The organism is Streptococcus oralis (genome assembly GCF_001578705.1).
GTDB classification, from domain to species: domain Bacteria; phylum Bacillota; class Bacilli; order Lactobacillales; family Streptococcaceae; genus Streptococcus; species Streptococcus oralis_J.
Genome location: NZ_KQ969037.1, coordinates 690,767 through 714,453 on the forward strand (window position 1 = coordinate 690,767; position 23,687 = coordinate 714,453).

Below are 23,687 nucleotides of genomic sequence, written 5' to 3' on the forward strand. Positions count from 1 at the left end.
TTCTGCCTAAATTTTACTCTTTCTCACCCAAGATTCGGACTTCTCTCTCAAGAGTGACACCTGAGTGTTCCTTGACTTTTTCGATAACAGATTGGATCAAGTCCTCGTAGTCTTTCGCCGTACCGTCAGCAACATTGATCATGAAACCAGCGTGCTTTTCAGATACTTCAACACCACCGATACGATAGCCTTTCAAGCCAGCCTCTGAAATCAACTGACCTGCAAAATGCCCCACTGGACGCTTAAAGACCGAACCACATGATGGGTATTCTAGAGGTTGTTTGAGTTCACGTAGGTGCGTCAAGCGATCCATTTCCTGCTTGATGACCTGGTGATTTCCTGGAGCAAGGGCAAATTTAGCCGACAAGACAATGGCCCCAGAATCCTGAATAGCTGAATGGCGGTAACCAAAAGCCAAATCCTTGGCAGATAAGGTCTCGATTTCCCCTTCCTTGGTCAGAATCTTACAAGACTGCAAAATGTGAGCAATCTCTCCTCCGTAGGCACCCGCATTCATAAAGACAGCACCTCCGATGCTCCCTGGAATGCCGCAAGCAAACTCAAAACCAGTCAAACTATGACGAAGTGCAATACGTGTTGTCTCGATCAAATTAGCACCCGCTTCTGCCTCAATGGTATAACCATCAACTGAAACGTTATTAAGCTTATCGCACAAGATGACAAAACCACGGATTCCACCTTCACGAACGATGATATTGCTGGCATTTCCTAGCACCATCCAAGGGATATTCTCCTGATTGGCAAATTGGACGACACGCGCCATCTCATAGCGATTGCGTGGCAAAACCAGATAATCCGCTCGTCCCCCTACCTTAGTGTAGGTATAGAGCTTCAAAGGTTCCTTAAAACGAATATCGATTCCTTCTAGGATTTCAAGTATTTTTTCTTTTACTGACATGTTACTCATCCTTTTTCAAAATTCATTCCATTATACCATTTTTAGAGACATTTGACGACCTCAAAATTACTATTGATAATTCAACTCATGTTTTTCAAATGATGGATTCAGATGTTGACGTGAATAGGAGGCAATAGAAAAACACCCCAAAAGTTAGTTGAATGTCATCTAACTTTCAGGATGCTGTTTTGAAAATTTTTTTATATTGAATCTGTCTGCACTTGAAGCAATCAATAAGACCCTTCTAAAGCAAATGTTGAGATGGATGCTAGTTGGATGGAGGATTTTTCGAGCTTTGGCGGTAAAATTTAGGACTCACAGAGAAAAAATGTTTAAAAGCTTTTGAAAAGACTAGTTGATCCTGATAGCCGACTTCCAAGGTAATTTCTTTTATAGATAGATTGGTGTCAGTTAAGAGTGTTCTTGCCTTTAGCAGGCGTGTTTCAAGGAGAAATTGTTGAGGAGATTTATGGTAAAGTTTCTTAAACTGACGAAACAAAGTACTACGACTGAGTCCGACCTGAGATGCCAAGTCTTGAATGGAAATGTCTTGTTGGTACTGTTGTAGCAAAATTAGCACAGCTTTTTCAACAGGGATTTGAGTGACATTCAGCGGTATTTCTGCTGGAAATTCTTCCTGCAGGTAGTATAGGAAGGTATAAACTTGCATCTGATACCAGCTTTCTTTTTGCCTATTTTCTACAGTTTTGTGACAGATGCCTTGAATGATTTCTCTGCTTTGAAAAAGACTATCAAAATGGCAAACAGACTCATAAAAAACTTGTGTGTTTTGGAGATAGTCGCTTAATTTGTCTCCAGAAAATCCCAGCCAATAGGTGGTCCAAGGATCTTCTGGATTTGCCCAATAGCGTACTTTTTGGCCTTTTCTTAGGATAAAACCATCATTTTTCTCCAAAGAATAGGTTTTCCCATCAACTTGCAGATACCCTTTCCCCTCACAAATCCAGTGGATAATAAAATCCTGAAAAACAGTATAGTCATAAAAAGGAAAGCTAGAATAATCATCAATCCCACATTCTTCAAGGTAAAATTCCTTAGATGTTTCTTTAAAATAGTGCCATAGTTTCATAAATACTTTCTCCTTGCAACATAAGTGCATATTTCTTCATCATGAACTCCTAGAAAAGGAACAAACTCTGGTTTATAATGGGGCAAGAAAGGAGAACAAATGAAAAAATCGTATCAATCTAGTATGGTAGGGCTCAACCTCAGTAATCAAATTGTTTCTATCACCATAACAGGTGACTTCATGATTCTTTTTATGAGTCAGATTTTAAGTTTTAGTGATTTGCAAAATAGTTGGCTTATCACAATGCTACCGATTATAGCCCTTGTCCGCATTCCCTTGTCTTATCTGATGCGAAGGAAAAATCTCCTTGACCTGATGCGGTGGAGTATACTGTCTAAGCTGTGTTTGCTAGGGATATTAGTAGTGATTCCCTACGAAAGTGTGACTTTTTCTATCTATGCTCTTTTTCTGGTTCTATATCAGATAGCCGTGGAGTTGGGCTTTGGTCTGGCTTGGAATCCCTTAATATTATTATTAACAGAAGAGAAAGTCCGCGCAAAATTTCTCAGTTACTTAAGTTTGTTTCAGCTGGTCACGAGCTTTTATACCCTTCTTATTTCCTTTTTCATCGGAAAAGAACTGACTGCACTTCATTATCGTTGGTTACTGGTGATTGCTCTTGCTAGTCTGTTCATGCAGTTTATCCTTTTGAAACAGTTACAAACAGACTATAGCTTGTTTCAAAATCATCAAGTAACAAGGCAGATGGACTGGCAGGTTTTGAAAAAACAGCTCTGGCACCATGTCCGTATCCTACTTTTGGATAGTTTGATTTTATATGTAACCTTAACGATGAATGTTCTCTATATGGTACAGGTATTGCACCTTTCCGCCAAACTCGTGTCTCTATATTCGAGTATGAGTTTGCTGGGGAACGTCCTAGCCCTTGCTCTTGCAGGTCCTTGTTTTGAGAAAAGACGTTCTCTGTTTTTCACAATCTTACTGGTAGTAACGGGATGCGAGATTCTTTTGATCTTCTTTCTTCCCCACGATGCTGTATCCTATACAATCTTTTGGAGCATAGGTTGGGGGTTATTAAATGGGGCTGTGGGAGCTCTATGGGGACTCTACATTTCTCTAGTCAAACACCAGGCAGCAAGTCCTAGCCCCTTTACAATTTGGAATATTTATCAGGGGATTGCCTATCTTGTTAGCGTACTTGTCTTTTATCTCTCTGGTAACTTGGTGCACCTAGCTAGTTCTAGTTCAGGGCTGGATCCGTATCGTCTGGTCTTGATTGCCTGCCTAAGCATCTGCATCCTGATTTGTTTACGGATGCTGTATAGAAGAAAAATAGGTCTCAAGTGACGATTGTCGCTTGAGCCTATTTTATCATCGTATGATAAACTCCGATTGTAGGATAATGGTCCGTTTTTCGTCAGAGAGAGCTTGCTTGAAGCTTTCCTGACCGAGTTGGTAGGATTTGTTATCAATGGTAGGAATCCCCAGTACCTCTCCTGTCAGTTGCTTTTCTTGGCCAATCAGCAAGGGTAATTCAAGATTTTTCTCCTGATAATAGCGAACTACACCAGTTGCCACATCATCTCCGTTGCTGAAAATACAGTCTAAATCTTGCTCTAGTAGGCTATCCCCTTGCTCATAAGCATCCTCTCCCGTGGAAATACCATCCAAAATCAGAGGTTCTGTTTTTTCACCAAAAACTTCCTTGTAGGCTTCCATAGTGAGACGGTAGGTGGAACTTTTTAGGTCTTTTCGGGTAAATAGCAGAGCAATTCTACTTTTTCCCTGGTCTTTAATCCAGTTGAAGGCTGTCTTGCAGGCATGGGTCCGGTTCACATAGACGCTGCTCAGATTGGGGTCCTGCACTTCCTCACAGCAGACAATATTACCATACTTAGTGTAGGAAGCAATGGTTTCTAAATCCACACTGCGAGAGGTGAAAATAAGACTGTCAAAGGCCCTTCCTCGAAGCTGCTCCAGATAATATTTTTCCAAGTCTATATCATAACGAGAAGGTAGGATGAGCAAGGTATAGTTATGATCCATAGCCGCATCCAAGAGTCCGTTAAGTAACTGACTAAAATATGGATGGAGTGTCGTGTAGGGAATAACAACACCAACCCTACGAGTCGAACCCGAACTTAACTCCTGAGCTAGGATGTTAGGACGATAGTCCAATTCCTCCATAACTTGCAGGATTTTCTGGCGAGCCTCCTCGGATACATGAGGATGGTTGTTGATGACGCGTGACACGCTAGAAACTGAGTAACCAGTCAGTTTGGCAATTTTTCGAATATTTGTCATTGTTTGCTTTCTATAGGAGGATTGACACCCTCCGAACACGTGATTAATGGATTTTTTTGAGATATTTACGGATGCCGTAGCCGACACCATGTTCATCATTGCTGCGTGTTACCTTATAAGCCAGCTCTTTGATGTCAGGAAAGGCATTGCCCATTACAATTGGATAGCCCACCATCTCAAACATTGGGATATCGTTGTGCCCATCACCAAAGGCAGCGGTCTGGCTCTTATCTAAACCTTCTTTTTTGAGAATATAAGCAATACCTTTTGATTTTTTAGCAGTTTTGCTGGTAATTTCTAGATGATATTGACCAGATCGGAGAATACTGACCTCGCCCAAGTCTAGGGCTTGCAAGTATTTCTCCAGTGCTAATAGTTCGTCATTATCTAGGGCAATCATCATTATCTTGAAGGTATTGTCCTTGACTGCTAGAAAATCAGCCTCGTTCGTAAGCGTTGGTGCCTGGCGCGTGATGTTGAACTCTAGACGAATCCCTTCATCTATTCTATCACAATACCAGTTCGTCATATCATAATAGCTGACGCTAATTTGTGGAAAATGCTGGCGCACTGCCTGTAAGATAGTTTGTGCTGTCTTTCTAGGGAGAATATCTATATGAAGGGGCTTGACCTTTCCATCCACAATCTGATAAATCAAACCACCGTTAAAACCTACTTGAGGGCCAGTCAGCTGAAGTGCTTCGATAGCCTCTCTCATTTCCATTGGAGCTCGAGCAGAAACCAGAGTCAGCGGAATCTGAGCATCGCGGATAGCCTTGCTATTCTCGCTAGAAACGCGGCCCTCAGAATTGAGAAGGGTGCCGTCCATATCCGAAAAAATACGTTTGATGGTCATAATGTTGTCCTCTTTTCTTCTTTGTTCGCTAGCGTGTGATAGGTCGGTTTAAATGCGCATTCCCAACCTTTGATACCATTGTACATTCTGGAACGCGTTCCATGTCAAGAGAAAAATAAAAAAATTTTTAAATTATTTTCGAGCATAGAGTTAACAGAGAACAATAAAAAGAGGTTTCCCTCTTTTTATGATGATTTTTTCCAAAATGTAGATTTTGTTAGCCAGATAAAGGCTAGTAGTTCTACGAGAAGAATAAACTCAACTAGAAGCGGATTTGCAATCCATCCCACTTGAGATAAGGCTGGAGCCAAGTCAAACAAGGCATGCAAACAATAAGCAGCAACTAGGTAGATCCATTTCTTTTGGCTAACACTTTGGTAAACCCAGATGGAAAGACCGATTTGGAGAACTAGGGCAAGCACACGCTCAACTCCTAATAAATAAACCTGCCATATCGATAGAGACTGAACCGTTTCGAGGGTAGCCTTTGGAAGGAGATTGGCTACATCAGTGTTTGAAGACTGGATGAGTGAAAAGAGGATCAACAAACTGATTAAGCTTCCCATCCCGAGATAGAGCAACTCCAAACCTCCATGTCCCAAGCCGTAAGCCAAAGCGTCTTTCTCTTCTAGACTTCTCTTTTTCTCCAACCATTTAAAAAAGACAAGGCGGGCAGTTTCCTCAAAAAGGGCAGCCATGGCAATCGCGTAAAGAACATATAGGAAAGGCTGCTCCTGCATGAGCGGAATGGTTCCATCTTTTTGCGGATGGAGTATCAGAAGGTGAACCATCTTCTCTAACACTTGAGAAGAAACAAAAAATGCGATTGCCCCCAAGCCCATCACTGCAAGAGAGATTTTAAACCGTTTTTTGGCGTACCAAGTCCCACCTACTAGGACTAAAACCAAAGCTATCATGGTAAGGATAATATGTAGTGTCATCTTTTTCTCCTATTCTGACTTATCAATATCTTTCTTCATTTCGTCAACGTTAAATTTGGCAAATAAATACTGGCGATCTTGGACAGGAAAACGTTGATCCAACTGGTCGACTGCCCCAACCTCAATCATTCCTTCTTTGATAACAAAGTCCATCACATGCCCACCAAAGGTCAAATCATCTGAGATAAAGTGCAAATGGTAGCCTGCAACACTCACCCCATGGAAAATCTCCGGTGTCCAAAATCCAACAATGGTTCCTGATACATTTTCACGGCTATACTCAGGCTGGTGAGTCGCGACATCAGCAAACTTGGTATCAGGTGTGGATTTAGGAATCATCCGTACGTGCATGTGGGCGAATTCCCCATGAATCTTGATGGAGCGAAAGAGATTCTCCCCATCATAGTAGGACTCAATCCGCTTTTCCAATTCCTTGTCAGTCATCTCAAAGCGCTGACGGAAAATCACTTCTGCCTGATGAGGGACCACTGCCGCATAGGGAATAAGGGAATCCGCTGCCACCTCAACGATTTCAGGTTGTTCCCCTGAACCTTTGGCTTGATAAGCCTTGCCATCAAGGACAATCAATTCCCCATCAATCGAATCAAGGGTTCCTAAACCAAGGTCGCCATGCTCCAGCAATTCTCCTACTGTCATGGTTCCGCCATAGAGACCAGCCATTAGGGCACCTAGAGTATTGTATTGAAATAATTTTACCGGTTCCTGCACTTTTCTATCCATTCTCTTTCTTATCTTCTTTTCAATGAATCATCATACTTTCTAAGTATACCACATTTGCTCCTAGTTGTGAAAGGGGGAATGCTTTTCCCATTGCAAAGGAGGCAAAAAAAAGGTACAATGTAACAAAATCAAGGGAGGTCTGGAATGAAGAAAGAAAGTAAATACCAAGCAGTCGTTTCCTTTCTCAAAAAGGGTATCGAATCAGGAAAATTTCCAACAGGTAGCCGGCTTCCCTCCATCCGTCAATTGAGCCAAGACTTCAGCTGTAGCAAGGACACTATCCAACGAGCCCTACTGGAATTACGCCATGAACAATACCTCTATGCCAAGCCCCAAAGTGGCTACTATGTTCTAGAACAGGGGCAACATCAGGACTTGGAAATCGAAGTCCCTGACGAACATGCCAGTGCTTATGACGACTTCAGACTCTGTGTCAATGAAACATTGATTGGAAGAGAAAACTACCTCTTCAACTACTATGACAACCAAGAAGGCCTTGAGGAACTCAGACAATCTGTTCATCAACTTCTTTTCAACCAAGCCCTCTACTGCAAACCCGATCAACTGGTTCTAACATCTGGCACCCAGCAAGCTCTCTTTATCCTTTCTCAGATTGACTTTCCGAGCGAGGGAGCTGAGATTTTGGTCGAACAACCGACTTACCACCGGATGAACCGCCTCTTGGTCGCTCAGGGATTGGCCTACCAGACCATTGAACGCCGTATTGATGGCATTGACCTTGAAGAACTGGAAGAACAATTCAAATCTGGGAAAATCAAGTTTTTCTACACTATTCCTCGCTTCCACTATCCCCTAGGTCATTCCTATTCTGATCAGGAAAAGAGGGCTATTCTGGATCTAGCAAACCAGTATGGTGTATATATCGTCGAGGATGACTATTTAGGGGACCTAGATCCTAGAAAGGGCCAAACATTCCACTATCTGGATACTGAGGATCGGGTCGTTTATATCAAGTCCTTCTCAACTAGCCTCTTTCCAGCTCTCCGCATCACAGCTCTCATTCTTCCAAATGCCCTAAAAGAGGCCTTTGTTTCCTACAAAAATATCCTGGACTATGACAGCAATCTCATCATGCAAAAGGCTCTTTCTCTTTACATCGATAGCCAGTTATTTGAAAAAAATCGATTGGCCAGACTGACCCTTCAAGAGAACTATCAGGCTCAGATAAAGAAAGTGCTTGAAGAAAACACCTGTCCCTTGCCCCACTACCCTCTACACGATGGTCTTTTGCTTGATTTGAGACACTATCCTAAGATTGCCAGTTTGAAACACAGCTCACTCAAACTAGACTTTTTTGAGAAGGCTTATTTGGATGCCTGCCCTTATCAGTTTGCCAAAGTCACTCTTGAAAATCTAGAAGAGCTATTAGAATACATAAAAGCAGAGTTGGATTAAAGTCCAACTCTGCTTTTTCTTATTGTTCAACTTCTGTTAGTTTCGCTGCTTTTTCAAGATAAGTTTGATAGGTTCCGTCATCTTTCAGTTTTTGGATAACCTTATCTACTACTGCTTTCAAGTCTGATTGATCCTTCTTGATAGCAACGGCATTGGCTTCGCCATCTTTCATTGTCAAGTTAACAGATGCAACGACAAGGTCTGAGTTTTTACCAGCGTAGCTAAGAGCAACTGGTTCATCCAGATGAGCAGCGTCCACTTTTCCAGCCTGCAATTCATTGACTGCTTCACCCATATTAGTCAAGGATGTCAACTGGGCATTTGGCAATTGTTCCTTGACCATGGTTTCTGGCACAGTTCCCTTTTGAGCTGCGATATTGGCACTTGCAAGGCTTGAAAGATCCTTGTACTTGTCTAAATCGGCTTTTCTAACCAAGAAACTCATCTTATTTTCATAGTAAGGGATTGAAAAGTCAAAGACTTCCTTTCTCTCATCTGTGGCACTAATTCCTGCAATTGCTAAGTCAGCCTTTCCAGTTTGAAGACTGGTCAAGACATTGTCAAAACTCATGCTAGAGATTTCAAGTTTAACTCCAAGTTCATCCGCAATCGCTTGAGCCATATCAATATCTGCCCCAACCACTTGGTTTTTACCATCTACCAAGGATTGGAATTCAAATGGCGCATAGTCTGGGCTGGTCGCAACAACTAGCTTCCCTTTTTGTTTGATAGCTTCCACAGCAGACTGGGAACTATCCGTACTTGATTGACAAGCTACTAAAATCATGCTGGCAAGCATACTACACACAACTACTATCCATTTCTTAAACTTCATAAATAAACGACCTTTCTGTTATTTCCGAATAATTATAACTTATTTGAAAATACTTATCAACATTTTCAGAATTTTCATTTCAAAAAAATTCCTTTTTATTCAAAAATAAAGACTAATCTGAGTTGATTAGCCTTTTTTATTGCATATTTAATCCGTTTCTTAGAGTTCGACGATTTTACCTGTTTCAAAGTAAACAACCCATTCACAGATATTTTTTGCATAGTCTCCGATACGCTCCAAGAAGGAAATGACCTGGAAGTAATCACGACCTGTAACGATAGCTTCAGGATTTTTCCTAATTTCTTCTGTAGCCAAATCACGGATGCTATCAAAGTAATGGTTGATTTTTTCATCCAGAGCGGCTACTTCGTAGGCTTGATCCACAGAACCGTTGAGATAGAGATCTAGAGCTGCTTCGACGAAGTTTTTTACGTCGCGTCCCATCTTTTTGATTTCTTCTTCAACGGAAGGGATACGTTGCTCCCCCTTCATACGAATGGTCGCCTCAGCGATAGACACTGCATGATCTCCCATGCGTTCCACGTCTGAAACTGCCTTGAGAACGGTCAAGACGGTACGAAGGTCTTGCGAAACAGGTTGTTGAAGGGCAATCATTTCAAATGATTTCTTTTCTAATTTCACTTCGTATTCATTTATCTCTGCATCGTCTTCGATGACTTCTTTTGCCAAATCACGGTCATGCGTGACAAAGGCACGCACTGTACGATTGATTTGTGAGAGCACTTCTTGTCCCATGGCGTAGAACTGGTTGTGCAATTTCTCCAAATCTTCTTCAAATTGTGATCGTAACATCTTTCAACTCCTTATCCAAATTTTCCTGTAATATAATCTTCTGTTTCCTTGTTTTGAGGGGAAAGAAACATCTTCTTCGTATCATTAAACTCAATCAAATCTCCATCTAGGAAAAAGCCAGTTTTATCAGAGATACGAGAAGCCTGCTGCATGGAACGCGTTACCAAGAGCATGGTGTATTTGTCTTTTAGGCCATACAATGTTTCTTCAATCTTACCAGCCGAGATAGGATCCAAAGCTGAAGTTGGTTCATCTAAGAGGATAATTTTCGGACTGGTTGCTAAGACACGAGCAACACAAACACGTTGTTGTTGTCCACCTGAGAGACCAATGGCCGAATCATGCAAACGATCCTTGACTTCATCCCAGATAGAAGCACGTTGCAAGGCCTTTTCTACTGCTTCATCAAGAACTTGCTTGTCCTTAATACCATTGATACGTAGCCCATAGACAACATTTTCGTAGATAGACATGGGGAAGGGATTGGGCTGTTGAAAGACCATACCGATTTCCTTACGCAATTCAACCGTATCGGTGCGGGGACTGTAGATATTGTGACCATTATAGACCACTGATCCAGTTGTTGTCACCTCAGGATTTAGATCGCCCATGCGGTTGATGGCTTTGAGCAGGGTGGACTTTCCTGATCCAGAAGGACCTATCAAGGCCGTTATTTCCTTAGGTTGGAAAGAAAGAGAAACACTATTCAAGGCCTTCTTTTTATTGTAATAAACAGACAGGTCTGACACCTGTAAAATCGCTTCTGACATACCGTTTCCTTTCTAACCAAAGTGTCCCGTTACATAGTCATTGGTTGACTGTAACTTAGCATTTTGGAAAATATTGGATGTCTTATCATACTCAATCAAATCACCCAAGTAGAAAAATCCAGTGTAGTCACTTGCACGCGCAGCCTGTTGCATACTGTGGGTAACGATGATGATGGTAAAGTCCTTCTTCAATTCCAGCATAGTCTCTTCCAGCTGGGCTGTCGCAATCGGATCCAAGGCTGAAGCAGGCTCATCCATCAAGAGTATATCTGGCTTGACAGAGATAGCACGAGCGATACAGAGACGTTGCTGCTGACCACCAGAAAGCATCAAGGCTGATTTGTGAAGGTCATCTTTGACCTGGTCCCAAAGGGCAGCTTGTCGAAGTGACGTTTCTACAATTTCATCTAGAACTTGTTTATCCTTAACTCCAGCACGTTCGTGTGCAAAAGTGATGTTGCGATAGATAGACTTGGCAAATGGATTTGGACGTTGAAAGACCATTCCGATATGCTTGCGCATCTCATAGACATTGATTTCTGGACGGTTGACGTCAATCCCTTGGTAGAGGATTTGACCTGTGACCTTGGCAATATCAATGGTATCATTCATCCGATTGAGACTGCGAAGATAGGTAGATTTCCCTGATCCAGAAGGACCAATCAAGGCTGTAATTTTATTTTTTTCAAATTGCATATCGATGCCCTTGATGGATTCATTTTTACCATAGTAAACATGTAAATCCTTGGTTGAGAGGGCCACTTTTTCTTCAGGGAAGGTGATGATATGCTTTTCATCCCAGTTATATTTTGACATGGCTTCTCCTTTAGGCAGCGGTTAATTTCTTGTGTAAATAGCTTCCGAGTTTGCGAGCTCCAAAGTTAAAAATCAAGATAAAGATGAGGAGCACGGCGGCAGAACCAGCAGATACAATGGTCGCATCAGGAATGGTTCCTTCGCTATTGACTTTCCAGATGTGGACAGCCAAGGTTTCTGCTTGTCGGAAGATTGAGATAGGGCTGGTAACACTGAGGATATTCCAGTTAGACCAGTCAAGGGCTGGAGCAGATTGTCCTGCCGTATAGATAAGAGCGGCAGCCTCACCAAAGATACGGCCAGATGCCAAGACAACACCCGTTACGATACCTGGAAGAGCTTCTGGAATGACGACATGGACTACAGTCTCCCAACGAGAAATTCCAAGGGCCAAACCAGCCTCACGTTGTGTATGGTGAACGTGTTTTAAACTGTCCTCAACATTTCGAGTCATCTGAGGGAGGTTAAAGACCGTCAAGGCCAAGGCACCTGAAATGATTGAAAATCCATACTCAAACTGGACGACAAAGATCAAGTAACCAAAGAGACCTACAACAACAGAAGGAAGAGAGGACAAGATTTCAATACAGGTTCTGACAAAATTGGTCACAGGACCTTTTTTGGCATATTCAGCTAGGTAAATCCCAGCCCCCATAGATAGGGGAACAGAAATAATCAGGGTAATGACCAAAAGGAAGAAGGAATTATAAAGTTGAATTCCAATCCCTCCACCTGCTTGGTAAGATGATGACTTGCCAGTCAAGAAAGACCAAGAGATATGGGGCAAACCACGAACCAAGATATAAAGAATCAAGGATGCTAGAATAGCCACGATTATACCTGCAATGGTGTAGAGGATTCCCGTCGCCAATTTATCAAATTTCTTAGCGTGCATAGTTTTTCTTTCCTCTTTCTTTCGTAATCAATTTAATCACACTGTTAAAGGCCAAACTCATCAAGAGCAATACCAAGGCCAGTGACCAGAGAACGTTATTATCAACCGTTCCCATGACAGTATTCCCAATTCCCATAGTCAATACAGATGTCAAGGTCGCAGCTGGTGTTGTTAGCGAGGTTGGGATAACTGCTGAGTTTCCGACCACCATCTGAATGGCAAGGGCTTCACCGAAGGCACGCGCCATCCCAAAGACCACTGCAGTGAAAATACCTGAACGTGCTGCTTTCAAGGTCACACGCCAGATGGTTTGCCAACGAGTGGCTCCCATAGCTAAACTAGCTTCACGGTAATGACGAGGAACAGCACGCAAGCTGTCTGTTGTCATAAAGGTTACAGTTGGTAGAATCATGACAAAGAGAACGAAAATCCCTGACAAGATCCCAAAACCAGTTCCACCAAAGACGCTACGAACAAAAGGCACCACAACTTGCAAACCGATAAATCCATAGACGACCGAAGGAATACCGACGAGAAGTTCAATAGCTGGTTGCAAGATTTTTGCACCCTTTGGTGATACTTCTGTCATAAAGACTGCAGCACCAATAGCAAAGGGTGTTGCGATGAGGGCTGATAAAATCGTCACAATAAAGGAACCCAAAATCATCGGAAGGGCACCAAATTGTTTCCCTGAAGGATTCCAAGTTTGTCCAAAGAGGAAATCAAAGATATTGACCCCATTGACAAAGAAAGTCGATAAGCCTTTTTGGGCTACAAAAACCAAAATCATCGCCACAATGAGAACAATCAGGGACAGACAAAGGAAGGTAAGAACCTTTCCAAACTTCTCCAGTCGCGAATTTTTAGAAGGGGAGACTAATTTTTTAGCTAATTCTTGATGATTCATGGGGTTGCTCCTTCAATCTCAGTCACGACTCCTGTCGCATCTTTTTGCACCTTCATCTCATTGATGGAGATGTAGCCCATTCCTTTGACAATTCCTTCCTGTGCTTCACTAGAAAGGACAAAGTCTAAGAATTCTTGGACCAATTCATTGGGTTGTCCCAAGGTATACATATGCTCATAAGACCAGAGTGGCCAATTGTTGGTCGTCACATTTTCAGAGGTTGGCGCATAGCCGTTCAACTGAATGGTTTGAACAGAATCATCCACATAGGCAAAGGCTAGGTAAGAAATGGCTCCAGGTGTTTGAGACACGATGGATTTAACCATTCCGTTGGAATCCTGCTCTTGGCTCTGCTGGGCAGACTGACCATTCATAATAACACTATCAAAAGTTGCCCGAGAACCGGAGCTGGCTGCCCGGTTAATGATTGAAATGGCTAAGTCCTTCCCCCCCAATTCACTCCAGTTGGTGATCTCACCGGTAAAAATTTTACGAAGCTGCTCGGTCGTAATATTGGTGACATCCACCTCTTTATTGACGATAACAGCTAAGCCAGCAACGGCAACCTTATGGTCTACAAGCGCCGTCGCATCAATGCCATCTTTTTCCTCAGCAAAGACATCCGAATTTCCGACATCGACCGCTCCAGACTGAACCTGAGACAAACCAGTTCCCGATCCACCACCTTGAACATTGACTGTTTTTCCGATATTTCTAGAGCCAAATTCATCTGCTGCTGCTTCTACTAGAGGCTGAAGAGCAGTGGAGCCAACGGCCGTCATGGACTCTCCACGATCAATCCAGCTAGCACACCCTGCTAGAGAACCTGCCATCAAAAGAGCTGCAAGAGACATGGCGAGCTTTTTTCTTTTTTTCACTGTTTTTCTCCTTGAACATAATAATGAATGTTCTGATTTCTTTCCTTATGTCTCAATCATCTTATCATCGTGATTCTAGCGCTCCTACTCCTTTTACACTTCGTGTTCCAAGAGCAAACCAAGTCCACCACATAATATAAGTAATAATGAAAGACTATCAGAAAAAACTCATACTTCCACTATAACATAGAATAGACTCTTTGACTAGCTTTTTCACCTGAATCTGAGCCCTTTTGGGTAATAATTTTTCAAAACATTACCCGTTACCTTGGCAAAGCCTAATCCGTTTCCTTGAACCACAACTTGGTACCAGCCATTTGGTCGAGCTTCAGACAATTGAACGGTCTCACCAGCCACATATTTTACAAAGTCCTCATCATTGATTTCAACACTTTGTTTTACTTGGCTTGGTTTCAAGGCCAAACCGAGAGCAAAGCTTGGTTCAAAACGTTTCTTCTTAAACGTCCCCAGATGAAGTCCATTTCGGGCAATTTTGAGTTTCCCTAGATCAGGTAGCATCTCTGGCAAGAGATAGAGTTGGTCTCCAAAAGTCTGCAAGATACCTGTTAGATTGACCCGCAAGTGTTTTTGGGCAAAATCATGCCACAAAGCCAGTTGTTCACGACTGAGATTGCTCTTGCCAGCCTTGAATTTAGGTGCTGGATTTTCTCCCTTAAACTGCAAGTGGGCAACAAACTGGCCTTCTCCCTTGAAATGATGAGGGTACATCCGCGCCGTTTCAGGAAGATCAATTCCTGCTACCATACCGTTCACATGCTCAACTGGAAGCAATTCAAAGTCATAAGTATCCAGCAACCAGTGGACGATTTCTTCATTTTCCTCAGGTGCCCAAGTACAGGTCGAATAGACCAAACGACCACCTTCTGCAAGCATGGTCACTGCATCTTCTAAAATTTCTCTTTGGAGACTAGCACATTGGCTAGGATAATCGGAACTCCAATAATCCATGGCCTCTGGCTGCTTACGGAACATTCCTTCCCCCGAGCAAGGGGCATCAAGGACAATAACATCAAAATAACCTTTAAAGACCTTGGCTAAGCGGTCCGCAGACTCATTGGTCACAACTACGTTTGTAGCACTAAACCGCTCCATATTTTCCACTAAAATTTTAGCACGCTTGCTTGAAATTTCGTTGGAAACAAGGACTCCCTGATTAGCCAGATAAGCTGCTAGTTGAGTGGATTTTCCACCTGGTGCTGCCGCCAAGTCCAAGACCTTCATACCAGGAAGGGGTTGAGAGACCTGGGCCACCATTTGGGCTGCAGGCTCTTGTGAATAAACGAGACCCGTCACGTGCTCTGGTGACTTCCCTGAGACCTTGCCATAATGTCCCCAAGGTGTATTTGGAATAGCATCCGCAAACGACAATTGACTTTCTTTTAAGGGATTAACCCGAAAAGCCGAAACCGCTTCCTGCTTAAAAGAGGCAAGAAAATCTCTTGCCTCATCTTCTAGTATCGCTTCATATTTTTCAACAAATCCTTCTGGAAATTGCATTTAGTTCTCTTTCCTTTCGTAGATATAAGACTGAATCTCTTCTTGCATCTCGATTGGCACCATCATGACAGGCTGACGCGTTTTAAAATCAGCGGGCTCACCTGATACCGTAAGAAGGCGATAACCCAGACTTTCTCCTAAAATACTGGCCGCAGCGTAATCCCATGGCTGCAAGTAGGTAATATAAGTCAGAAGACGACCCGATAAAACCTTGGCAAAACTAATGGCCGCACTACCATAGACACGGACTCCCAACGCTGCTCGGCCCAAATCTGCCAAGCCCCACTCATTGGTTTCAAACATAGCTGAGTTACCGGCAACTAAAAATTCTTGAAGAGGTTTCTTTTTAAATGTTGGTAAGGGCTCATTATTGCGACAAGCAGGAAAGGCACCACCACCATGGTAACAATCACCTTTCATGACATCATAGATGATGCCAAATTTCCCAACCCCATTTTCAAAATAGGCCAACATAACTGCAAAATCTTCCTGCTGGGCAACAAAATTATTGGTACCGTCAATGGGATCAATCACCCAAACGGAACCTTGACCGACCGCAGCACGTAAACAGCCCTCTTCCGCGCAAATCAAGTCTTCTGGATAAGATGCCAAAATTCTCTGAACTAAGAGATCCTGAACCTCCTTATCCAAACGCGTCACCAAGTCAGTAGGCGAAGACTTGCGCTCAACCTGCAAATCTTCTTTCATGTGAGCCAAAATATAGTCAGCAGCTTCCTGTACAATCTGCTTGGCAAATTCAAATTTAGTTTCCAAGAGAAATCTTCCCTTCTCTTTTTTCTTTTGCTAATTGAACTGCATGATAGAAGGAATAACCGCTAGCCGTCTCAAATTCGCGACCTAGGCGCTTTTCTTCGCTTTTGCTTGGAACGACAGACTTAAATTTCTGGTAAGATTCTAGCAGTTTTTTTGCTTCTACCTTGTCTTCATAGGCAGCTTCAACATCATTAAAAAAAGAAAGCACTGAAGCAAGTTCTTCAGTGCTCCACGACAAATCTAGTGGGTAACTATACTGTTTGTTCATTTATCCAATACCAGCTCTCAATGTTGCTTCTTTCAGTTCTTGTTTACGGTAACTACGAGGGAGAAAAGCACGAATCTCATCTTCATTAAAACCGATCTGCATGCGTTTGGTGTCTATAATAATTGGGCGACGCAAAAGACTAGGATATTGCTCAATCAACTGAAGCAACTCCGATACCGAAATACTCTCTACATCAATATCCAATTTTTGAAAAATTTTTGAACGAGTTGAAATGATGTCATCAGTACCATTTTCGGTCAAGGAAAGAATGTGTTGCAATTCTTTTCTTGTTAAAGGACTGGTCATAATATTGTGCTCCTCAAAAGGAACTTTATGCGTCTCTAACCAGGCCTTTGCCTTACGACATGATGTACAGCTCGGTGATAAAAATAGTGTAATCATGCTTTTCTCTTCTTTATCTATACTTTGCTATTCCTATTATACAAAAAAATAAAGCGCTTGACTAGCAATTTCTAGAAAAAAGCCTATTTTTTTCTAGAAAAATAGACTGTATGCGAACGAATTACTCAATTCCGATGAAGTTAATTCACTCCTCATAAGAATTTTTAACTTCATCTCTGTTTTATCAATGCAACACATTAAAGTATTCTACGACTTTTCAAATAAAGAAAACCAAAGAAACTTTCATAGAGTCCAAAGAAGAGAAGGAAAGCATGGAGGAAGAAGGTCTCTGGTAAAATCAAAATAACGGGATCCTTTGCGGGATCAAAAAGCCAGGTATCATCTCCCACAAAGAGAATCTGATGGAAGAGAGTAAAAAATTGCTCAAAACCAATCAACACTCCTACAAGCCCAATGACTAGAGGCAGTAGCACTAGAGCCAGGATACTTTTACGATATAGGGGCAAAAAGCCTTTTTTCACAATCTTTCTAACAAAGAAATAGAAACTTGGAAGTGTCACTAGGGCAACTAGCTGAACTAGGTGAAAGAGGTTCTTCACCACCGCAAAGTGGTGTAGACCTGCAGCTGATGAACGAAAATCTGGCATCTCTAAGACCTGACTAAAGGGATTGGTCAGGTAATTCATCAAGATATGAAAATTGTACTGAATGGTTTCGGACTTTAGATAAACCCGTTCCGTTAAGTTCAGCCACTGAATTTCCCAAGGATAGAAAACCCATGCCAGATAAATAGTCAGTAGGATAGAAAGGGAGAGGAGAAAGAGCATACTTCCCCAAAAGGTCAGTTTAGTTTTCATCAAAATTCCACTCCGCAAGGCTAGACACCACATGAGTTGGTGCGATTGGCAGGTCTGCTACTTCTTCTGCCTTGGTGAAACCTGTTGTCACTAAAAGCGTTGGAATGCCATTGTCAATCCCTGCTCGAATATCAGTCAAGTAGTTATCCCCGACCATGAGCAATTCTTCTCTTTTCAAGCCCAAGTGCTCAACTGCCTTATCCATAATGATAGCATTTGGTTTTCCAATATAAACAGGCTTCACTCGTGTTGCCACTTCAAGAAGTGTAATTAGTGAACCAGCACCAGGCAAAAGGCCACGTTCCGTCGGAATATTGAGGTCTGGATTAGTTCCGATAAAATGAGCACCCTTTTGGATTGCTAGGGTCGCCGTAGCAAATTTTTCATAGTCGACTTGCCAGTCCAGTCCAACTACCACATAGGCAGGATTTTCCTTGTCTTCGACATAACCAGCTGCCTGAATGGCATCCTTGAGCCCAGCTTCACCGATGACATAGACTGTCTTTTCCAGTCCCAAGTCGTTCATATAGTCTATGGTTGCCAGAGTTGCCGTGTAGACAGTTGATAGAGGGGTATTAATGTTAAAATTCTGAGCCAACATCCCTTGAACACTCTCTGGAGTTCGGGTTGTATTGTTGGTTACAAAGAGATAGGGAATCTCTCGCTTTTGCAGTTCATGCACAAAAGCCTCACCTGCCGGAATTCGGTCTTTCCCCTTGTAAATGGTCCCGTCTAAATCAATTAAATAACCTTTATAAGCCATATCGTCCTTTCTAATTGCCTTTAATTTCTTGCCAAGTAATCATGGCTTGGGCATTGATTTCGCCATCACTGATAATCTCATGCTTGCTTTCTAGTCCCTTGAGTTCATAAGCTGAAGCAATCATGCCACCCGGTCGCACTTCTTTGACATATTTGAGATTGATTTTCTTTGGAATATACTTGGTCAAAAAGTCTGCTCCCATGACCTCAAAAATCCAATCCAGGTATTTGCTGTTATTAACATGACCATTCATATCCAAGTCGTAAAAACGAACATGGTAGCCTTTACTGATCGGGTTTTCTAGATTTGCATACTTTGGCCCACGGATGAGTTTTTTATCAAACTCAGACTGATAAGGAGCAACAATCTCCGGTTCGACAGCATGAACTTTACGACTGTCTCTGTCCATGAGAACAAAGGTTGCTACCATGCGAATGATTTCTTGGCCTGCTTCATCGTAGAGGGTGAAGCGACGATAGCAAAAGAGACGATTATAGCTCAAAGCTTCCGTTTCAATCGTAATCTCCTCAGCAAAGCGAGGCAAGCGAACCACGTCAATCGCATAGTCTGTAATAATCCAGACCAGATTGTAACGTTCTAACATATCCTTGTCGCTAACTCCCAATTCAATCGACTGCATACCTGATACTTGCAGGGACAGCAAAATCACATCTGGAAGTTTGATATGACCGTTCATGTCCGCCATATCAAAAGGAATTTTCATTTTCATTTGATAAGTTAAGCCCATTGTTCTACTCCAAAATAAATCGTTCTGCTACAGTGTCTCCTAAAAAGAGACCTCTCTTTGTCATTCGGACACGATCTCCATCTATCTGCATGAGGCCTTGTTGAACCAAGTCTCTGATGATTTCGCCATAAAGTCCATCAAAGGACCGTCCAAATTTTTCCTCAAATCGTGTCATGGAAACCCCGGATTTTTTCCGGAGTCCTAGGAACATTTCTTCTTCCATCTGCTCCCTTTGACTCAGGTGTTCTTCTGTAATCCGAGCATTCCCTGCCTCTACTGCATTGAGATAGTGGCGGATAGGACCGTGGTTTTTATAACGCACCCCGTCCACATAACCTGAAGCACCCGCACCAATACCATAATACTCAGCATTGTCCCAGTACATGAGATTGTGGCGACTTTCAAAGCCTGGCTTGGAGAAATTGGAAATCTCATAATGCTCAAAACCAGCCCGCTCAAGTTCTGCAATGATGTACTCAAACATTTCTGCTTCTAACTCTTCCTTGGGCAGAGGCAACTTCCCTCGTCGCATACGGTTCATAAAGACCGTATGATTCTCCAAAATCAAGCTATAAAGGCTCATATGAGGAATATCAAGGGAAATGGCCTTAGCCACATTTTCCTTGACCTGATCCATAGTTTGACCAGGAAGAGCGTAGATTAGGTCGATGGAGATATTGTCAAAACCAGCCAGTTTCAGACGGTCAATATTTTCATAAATATCCTTCTCCAAATGACTGCGCCCAATTTTTTTCAGCATCTTGTCATCAAAGGTCTGCACACCTAGCGAAACACGATTGACAGCCGAGTTCTTCAAAACGGCTATCTTATCCGCGTCCAAATCGCCTGGGTTGGCCTCAATGGTCAACTCTTCCAAGACAGACAAGTCCAAGTTTTTAGTCAAGCCATCTAAGAGCAGCTCTAATTGCGGAGCGGACAGAGCCGTTGGCGTTCCACCTCCAATATAGAGAGTTGACAACTTTTGGATATCATAAGAACGAAACTCTTCCAGCAGATGCTCCAGGTAACTATCTACTGGTTGATTCTTGATAAAGACCTTTGAAAAGTCGCAATAATAACAAATCTGTGTGCAAAAGGGAATATGCACATAGGCGGACGTTGGTTTTTTCTGCATAGTATTTATTATACCACAAAGACAGGCTTGCAGATAAAAATCACCATCTCCAAAAATCAGAGATGGTGATACCTTATACTTCAGTAATATCGATGATGATTTCTTCTTGGTCTTCAGCGACGTCTGGAGTTGCTGACTGTTCTTGCCATTGCTCCTTGAGGTTGTTAAAGGTTTCCTTCGATGCTTCTGTCGCTTGTCGAGCACAGTTTTTAGCTTGGTCAAGGACACTATCAAAAGTGATTTCACCAGATTCTACTTGTTCCTTTGTTTTCAGCACAAAGTCCCTTGCCTGTTCCTTCACTTCTGTCAATTTCTCACAGACTTGCTCTCTAGCGTATTCTGGATCTTCTCTCAAATCATCCAGAAAATCCTGAGCTTGACTGCAAACTTGCTTGCCCTTGTCACTGGTTAAGAACAAGGCAAGAGCTGCACCTGAAACCGTTCCTAAAAGGATAGAGGATAGTTTTCCCATAAGATTTCTCCTTTTTTATTTTTTGAAAAATTTACTTGCGAAACGAAGAGCTGACAAGCTTGCACCTGTTTTAATGGTCTTTGAACCAGCAGATGAAGCTTTTTTGCCTAAAACACGTGCATGTTGGTTGAGATCAGATACTGACTCTGACAAGTCTGCTACAGCCGTAAAGAGTGGATCAATCGTCGCAACTTTGACATTAATATCGTCTGCTAACACATTGACCTTAGCCAACAACTCATTGGTCTGATGCAAGGTAACGTTCACATCTGAGCTCAACGTTTTGATGGTTTTCTCTGTCTCATCAATCATACGACCTGCTTTTTGAATCGTGATTGTCAAATAGACTAAACAGACAATCAAAGCAATCGCAACAAGTATATATGCAACTTCTAACATTTATTTTTCCTCCTCTGTATGATAGAAAGGGGCTTTCTTTCGATTTTGATAAAGTATGATAAAAATACCAAGTCCGATAAGGACAACTGATAACCATTGGGAAACTCGCAGACCAAAGAACATGAGACTATCCGTCCGCATTCCTTCGATGATCATACGACCAAAGCCATACCAAATCAAGTAGAAAGCAGTGATCTGACCGCGTCTGATTCCTTTTAATTTTCGTCTAAAAATCAGAATCAAAGCAAATCCGATCAGATTCCAAACCGACTCATATAGGAAGGTCGGCTGACGGTAGCTCCCCTCAATGTACATCTGATCACGGATAAAGCCTGGCAAATATTCCAGACTATCTACTGCTGCACCGTAGGCTTCTTGGTTAAAGAAGTTTCCCCAGCGTCCTAAACTTTGCGCAACCATGACGCTCGGAGCTGCAATATCTAAGAAATCCCAAGTATTGATCAGCTTTCTATCTGCAAAGATATAAAGAACAATAGCCCCTGCTATCAAACCTCCGTAAATGGCCAAGCCACCATTCCAGATGGCGATGATTTCACCTGGATTTTGCAGATAATAATCTAATCGAAAAATCACATAGTAAAGTCTAGCACCTAAAATCGCAACTGGAAAAGCAATCAGGATAAAATCCAAAATATCATCTGATAGAATTTTCTTTTTAGGAGCTTCTTTCATGGCAAGATAGACAGCCAAGACCAATCCAGCCACAATACACAAAGCATACCAACGAATGGAAAAAGGACCGATTTCAAATGCAACTGGATTAATCATCTTTCACCTCATTTTTTGAGATGAGATTAGTCAAGCGTTCTTCAAATAAACGCGTCGCATCAAATCCCATTTCTTTAGCGCGATAGTTCATGGCTGCCGCCTCAATAACAACAGAGATATTGCGTCCTGTTTTTACTGGGATGCGGATACGCGGAATCGTCACACCAGAAACTTCGAGTTCTTCGGCATTATTTCCTAGACGGTCAAAGGTCTTATGGGTATCATAATTTTCTAAGTAAACAGCCAACTGGACTTGCGAAGAATCTTTCACAGCACTTGCTCCGTAGAGACTCATCACGTCAATAATACCCACTCCACGAATCTCAAGTAAATGCTTCAAAATTTCAGCGGGCTCTCCCCAAAGGGTCATTTCATCCTTGGCAAAGATATCCACACGGTCATCTGCTACCAAACGGTGTCCACGTTTCACAAGCTCAAGACCTGTCTCGCTCTTACCGATACCACTATCCCCTTGGATCAAGACACCCATGCCATAGATATCCATCAAGACGCCATGCACACTCGTACGTTCAGCTAAACGGGAATCAAGGTAGCTAGATAACTCTCCAGATAAACGACTGGTTGATGTTCGACTGGTTAAAATCGCAATCTTACATTCCCTAGCAGCTTTCAACATTTCTTCTGGCACTACCAAGCCACGAGCAACGATGACAGCGGGTGTTTCAGGTAGAAACATTTTCTTCAAAACTTGATAACGGTTATGGGCAGGCATGGCGACCAAATAGGACCACTCCTTCATCCCTAACAGTTGAATCCGTTCTGGAGTATAGTAATCAAAATAGCCCGTCATTTCAAGACCTGGTCTCATAATGTCCGCAGTGTTGATTTCCTTTTCAAGTAACTCGCCTTCACCATAGACAATATCTAGTCTGAGCTTTTCAATGACATCTCTTACTAAAACCGACATAATTTCCTCCTTCAATTGAGTTCTCCTTACTATTATATCAAATTGTAGTTGGAAGTTTCCTTTTTTTGCAGGATTTACAGTATTTATTTAAAAATAAAAAGACTAGATTTCTCTAGCCTTTCATTTCAAATTAGAATTTTTTACGTTTACGAGCTGCTTCTGATTTACGTTTACGTTTTACAGAAGGTTTTTCATAGAATTCACGTTTGCGTGTTTCTTGAAGAGTACCAGCTTTAGTAACCGCACGTTTGAAACGACGAAGTGCATCGTCAAGAGATTCATTCTTACGTACTACTGTTTTAGACATTTTTTTCACTCCCTTCAAGTTCAAGATCTATTCTATTTTACACGCAAAATGAATAAATGTCAAGGAAAAAACTGCCATAAACTTATATTATCTTCACTTTCTTCCCTAGAAAGAACCAAATTGTTACAATAGATACCATGATACCTAAAAGAAAGTTATTTAAAATCTGCACTGCCAAGAATTTTCTCCGCTCCCAACTTACAATGAGGTCTTGGTGGTTGTTA

General features: G+C 42.1%; 28 protein-coding genes. 2 read left to right on the top strand and 26 right to left on the bottom strand.

The genetic code is table 11. From position 1 onward, the window contains the following. Positions 1 to 13 precede the first annotated feature (13 nt). Positions 14 to 919 carry a UDP-N-acetylmuramate dehydrogenase gene (gene murB / locus SORDD05_RS03430; RefSeq protein WP_061417091.1) on the bottom strand — a complete coding sequence of 302 codons (906 nt, stop codon included), beginning with the start codon at positions 917 to 919 and terminating at the stop codon, positions 14 to 16. Between the two features lie 268 nt (positions 920 to 1,187). Continuing rightward, complete coding sequence (locus SORDD05_RS03435; protein ID WP_061417092.1) at positions 1,188 to 2,009, bottom strand: AraC family transcriptional regulator; 822 nt, start codon at positions 2,007 to 2,009, stop codon at positions 1,188 to 1,190. A 99-nt stretch (positions 2,010 to 2,108) separates the two neighbouring features. On the opposite strand from SORDD05_RS03435, the gene SORDD05_RS03440 reads away from it, so the two are divergent. Continuing rightward, the gene (locus SORDD05_RS03440; RefSeq protein WP_061417093.1) at positions 2,109 to 3,317 is read left to right on the top strand and encodes an MFS transporter; all 1,209 of its coding nucleotides are present in this window, start codon (positions 2,109 to 2,111) and stop codon (positions 3,315 to 3,317) included. 24 nt (positions 3,318 to 3,341) lie between these two features. Here the strand turns inward: SORDD05_RS03440 and SORDD05_RS03445 are convergent, their stop codons facing one another. The 4 genes from SORDD05_RS03445 to budA form a co-directional block, all read right to left on the bottom strand. Next, complete coding sequence (locus SORDD05_RS03445) at positions 3,342 to 4,274, bottom strand: LacI family DNA-binding transcriptional regulator (RefSeq protein ID WP_061417094.1); 933 nt, start codon at positions 4,272 to 4,274, stop codon at positions 3,342 to 3,344. Between the two features lie 43 nt (positions 4,275 to 4,317). Continuing rightward, entirely contained in the window at positions 4,318 to 5,130 is an 813-nt protein-coding gene (locus tag SORDD05_RS03450; protein WP_061417095.1) for a Cof-type HAD-IIB family hydrolase, read from the bottom strand. 185 nt (positions 5,131 to 5,315) lie between these two features. Then, positions 5,316 to 6,071: a YhfC family intramembrane metalloprotease gene (locus SORDD05_RS03455; protein WP_061417096.1), complete on the bottom strand. Its 756-nt coding sequence runs from the start codon at positions 6,069 to 6,071 to the stop codon at positions 5,316 to 5,318. A gap of 9 nt (positions 6,072 to 6,080) precedes the next feature. Further along, entirely contained in the window at positions 6,081 to 6,812 is a 732-nt protein-coding gene (gene budA / locus SORDD05_RS03460; protein ID WP_061417097.1) for an acetolactate decarboxylase, read from the bottom strand. Between the two features lie 144 nt (positions 6,813 to 6,956). Here budA and SORDD05_RS03465 point away from each other — a divergent pair, with 144 nt between their 5' ends. Next, complete coding sequence (locus SORDD05_RS03465; RefSeq protein WP_061417098.1) at positions 6,957 to 8,228, top strand: aminotransferase-like domain-containing protein; 1,272 nt, start codon at positions 6,957 to 6,959, stop codon at positions 8,226 to 8,228. A 19-nt stretch (positions 8,229 to 8,247) separates the two neighbouring features. On the opposite strand, the gene SORDD05_RS03470 is transcribed toward SORDD05_RS03465, so the two are convergent. From SORDD05_RS03470 to rpsU, 20 genes are all read right to left on the bottom strand, one after another. Then, positions 8,248 to 9,063 carry an ABC transporter substrate-binding protein gene (locus SORDD05_RS03470; RefSeq protein WP_061417099.1) on the bottom strand — a complete coding sequence of 272 codons (816 nt, stop codon included), beginning with the start codon at positions 9,061 to 9,063 and terminating at the stop codon, positions 8,248 to 8,250. Positions 9,064 to 9,222: 159 nt separating this feature from the next. Next, a complete protein-coding gene (phoU, locus tag SORDD05_RS03475; RefSeq protein WP_061417100.1) occupies positions 9,223 to 9,876 on the bottom strand; it encodes a phosphate signaling complex protein PhoU in 654 nt (217 codons plus the stop codon). A gap of 11 nt (positions 9,877 to 9,887) precedes the next feature. Further along, positions 9,888 to 10,646: a phosphate ABC transporter ATP-binding protein PstB gene (pstB, locus tag SORDD05_RS03480; protein WP_061417101.1), complete on the bottom strand. Its 759-nt coding sequence runs from the start codon at positions 10,644 to 10,646 to the stop codon at positions 9,888 to 9,890. A gap of 12 nt (positions 10,647 to 10,658) precedes the next feature. Then, the gene (pstB, locus tag SORDD05_RS03485; RefSeq protein WP_061417102.1) at positions 10,659 to 11,462 is read right to left on the bottom strand and encodes a phosphate ABC transporter ATP-binding protein PstB; all 804 of its coding nucleotides are present in this window, start codon (positions 11,460 to 11,462) and stop codon (positions 10,659 to 10,661) included. Between the two features lie 10 nt (positions 11,463 to 11,472). Beyond that, positions 11,473 to 12,357, bottom strand: a complete 885-nt coding sequence (gene pstA / locus SORDD05_RS03490; RefSeq protein ID WP_061417103.1) for a phosphate ABC transporter permease PstA — start codon at positions 12,355 to 12,357, stop codon at positions 11,473 to 11,475. Beyond that, positions 12,347 to 13,264 carry a phosphate ABC transporter permease subunit PstC gene (gene pstC, locus SORDD05_RS03495; protein WP_061417104.1) on the bottom strand — a complete coding sequence of 306 codons (918 nt, stop codon included), beginning with the start codon at positions 13,262 to 13,264 and terminating at the stop codon, positions 12,347 to 12,349. The genes pstA and pstC overlap by 11 nt, the downstream gene beginning before the upstream one ends. Then, positions 13,261 to 14,142 carry a phosphate ABC transporter substrate-binding protein PstS gene (locus SORDD05_RS03500; protein WP_061417105.1) on the bottom strand — a complete coding sequence of 294 codons (882 nt, stop codon included), beginning with the start codon at positions 14,140 to 14,142 and terminating at the stop codon, positions 13,261 to 13,263. Before SORDD05_RS03500 ends, pstC begins: the two co-directional genes overlap by 4 nt. A 213-nt stretch (positions 14,143 to 14,355) precedes the next feature. Next, positions 14,356 to 15,660, bottom strand: coding sequence for an RsmF rRNA methyltransferase first C-terminal domain-containing protein (locus SORDD05_RS03505; protein ID WP_061417106.1), 1,305 nt, complete (start codon positions 15,658 to 15,660; stop codon positions 14,356 to 14,358). Next, entirely contained in the window at positions 15,661 to 16,434 is a 774-nt protein-coding gene (locus SORDD05_RS03510; protein ID WP_061417107.1) for an inositol monophosphatase family protein, read from the bottom strand. Further along, positions 16,424 to 16,702: a UPF0223 family protein gene (locus tag SORDD05_RS03515; RefSeq protein WP_061417108.1), complete on the bottom strand. Its 279-nt coding sequence runs from the start codon at positions 16,700 to 16,702 to the stop codon at positions 16,424 to 16,426. The genes SORDD05_RS03510 and SORDD05_RS03515 overlap by 11 nt, the downstream gene beginning before the upstream one ends. Beyond that, the gene (locus SORDD05_RS03520) at positions 16,703 to 17,104 is read right to left on the bottom strand and encodes a Spx/MgsR family RNA polymerase-binding regulatory protein (protein WP_004246303.1); all 402 of its coding nucleotides are present in this window, start codon (positions 17,102 to 17,104) and stop codon (positions 16,703 to 16,705) included. 197 nt (positions 17,105 to 17,301) lie between these two features. Continuing rightward, a complete protein-coding gene (locus tag SORDD05_RS03525) occupies positions 17,302 to 17,922 on the bottom strand; it encodes a TIGR01906 family membrane protein (protein ID WP_061417109.1) in 621 nt (206 codons plus the stop codon). Continuing rightward, positions 17,912 to 18,685 (bottom strand): TIGR01457 family HAD-type hydrolase, encoded by a 774-nt coding sequence (locus SORDD05_RS03530; RefSeq protein WP_061417110.1) that lies wholly within the window; start codon positions 18,683 to 18,685, stop codon positions 17,912 to 17,914. The genes SORDD05_RS03525 and SORDD05_RS03530 overlap by 11 nt, the downstream gene beginning before the upstream one ends. Before the next feature lie 10 nt (positions 18,686 to 18,695). Next, positions 18,696 to 19,433, bottom strand: coding sequence for an acyl-[acyl-carrier-protein] thioesterase (locus SORDD05_RS03535; protein ID WP_061417111.1), 738 nt, complete (start codon positions 19,431 to 19,433; stop codon positions 18,696 to 18,698). A 4-nt stretch (positions 19,434 to 19,437) separates the two neighbouring features. Further along, positions 19,438 to 20,568 carry a radical SAM family heme chaperone HemW gene (hemW, locus tag SORDD05_RS03540; RefSeq protein ID WP_061417112.1) on the bottom strand — a complete coding sequence of 377 codons (1,131 nt, stop codon included), beginning with the start codon at positions 20,566 to 20,568 and terminating at the stop codon, positions 19,438 to 19,440. Between the two features lie 73 nt (positions 20,569 to 20,641). Next, on the bottom strand, positions 20,642 to 21,040 hold the full coding sequence (locus tag SORDD05_RS03545; protein WP_000517387.1) for a YtxH domain-containing protein: 399 nt from the start codon (positions 21,038 to 21,040) through the stop codon (positions 20,642 to 20,644). Between the two features lie 15 nt (positions 21,041 to 21,055). Next, on the bottom strand, positions 21,056 to 21,439 hold the full coding sequence (locus SORDD05_RS03550) for a DUF948 domain-containing protein (RefSeq protein WP_061417113.1): 384 nt from the start codon (positions 21,437 to 21,439) through the stop codon (positions 21,056 to 21,058). Then, positions 21,440 to 22,228: a prolipoprotein diacylglyceryl transferase gene (lgt, locus tag SORDD05_RS03555; protein ID WP_061417114.1), complete on the bottom strand. Its 789-nt coding sequence runs from the start codon at positions 22,226 to 22,228 to the stop codon at positions 21,440 to 21,442. Beyond that, positions 22,221 to 23,156, bottom strand: a complete 936-nt coding sequence (gene hprK / locus SORDD05_RS03560) for an HPr(Ser) kinase/phosphatase (protein WP_000115188.1) — start codon at positions 23,154 to 23,156, stop codon at positions 22,221 to 22,223. The genes lgt and hprK overlap by 8 nt, the downstream gene beginning before the upstream one ends. Positions 23,157 to 23,286: 130 nt before the next feature. Further along, complete coding sequence (gene rpsU, locus SORDD05_RS03565; RefSeq protein ID WP_000048054.1) at positions 23,287 to 23,463, bottom strand: 30S ribosomal protein S21; 177 nt, start codon at positions 23,461 to 23,463, stop codon at positions 23,287 to 23,289. Between the last annotated feature and the right edge of the window lie 224 nt (positions 23,464 to 23,687).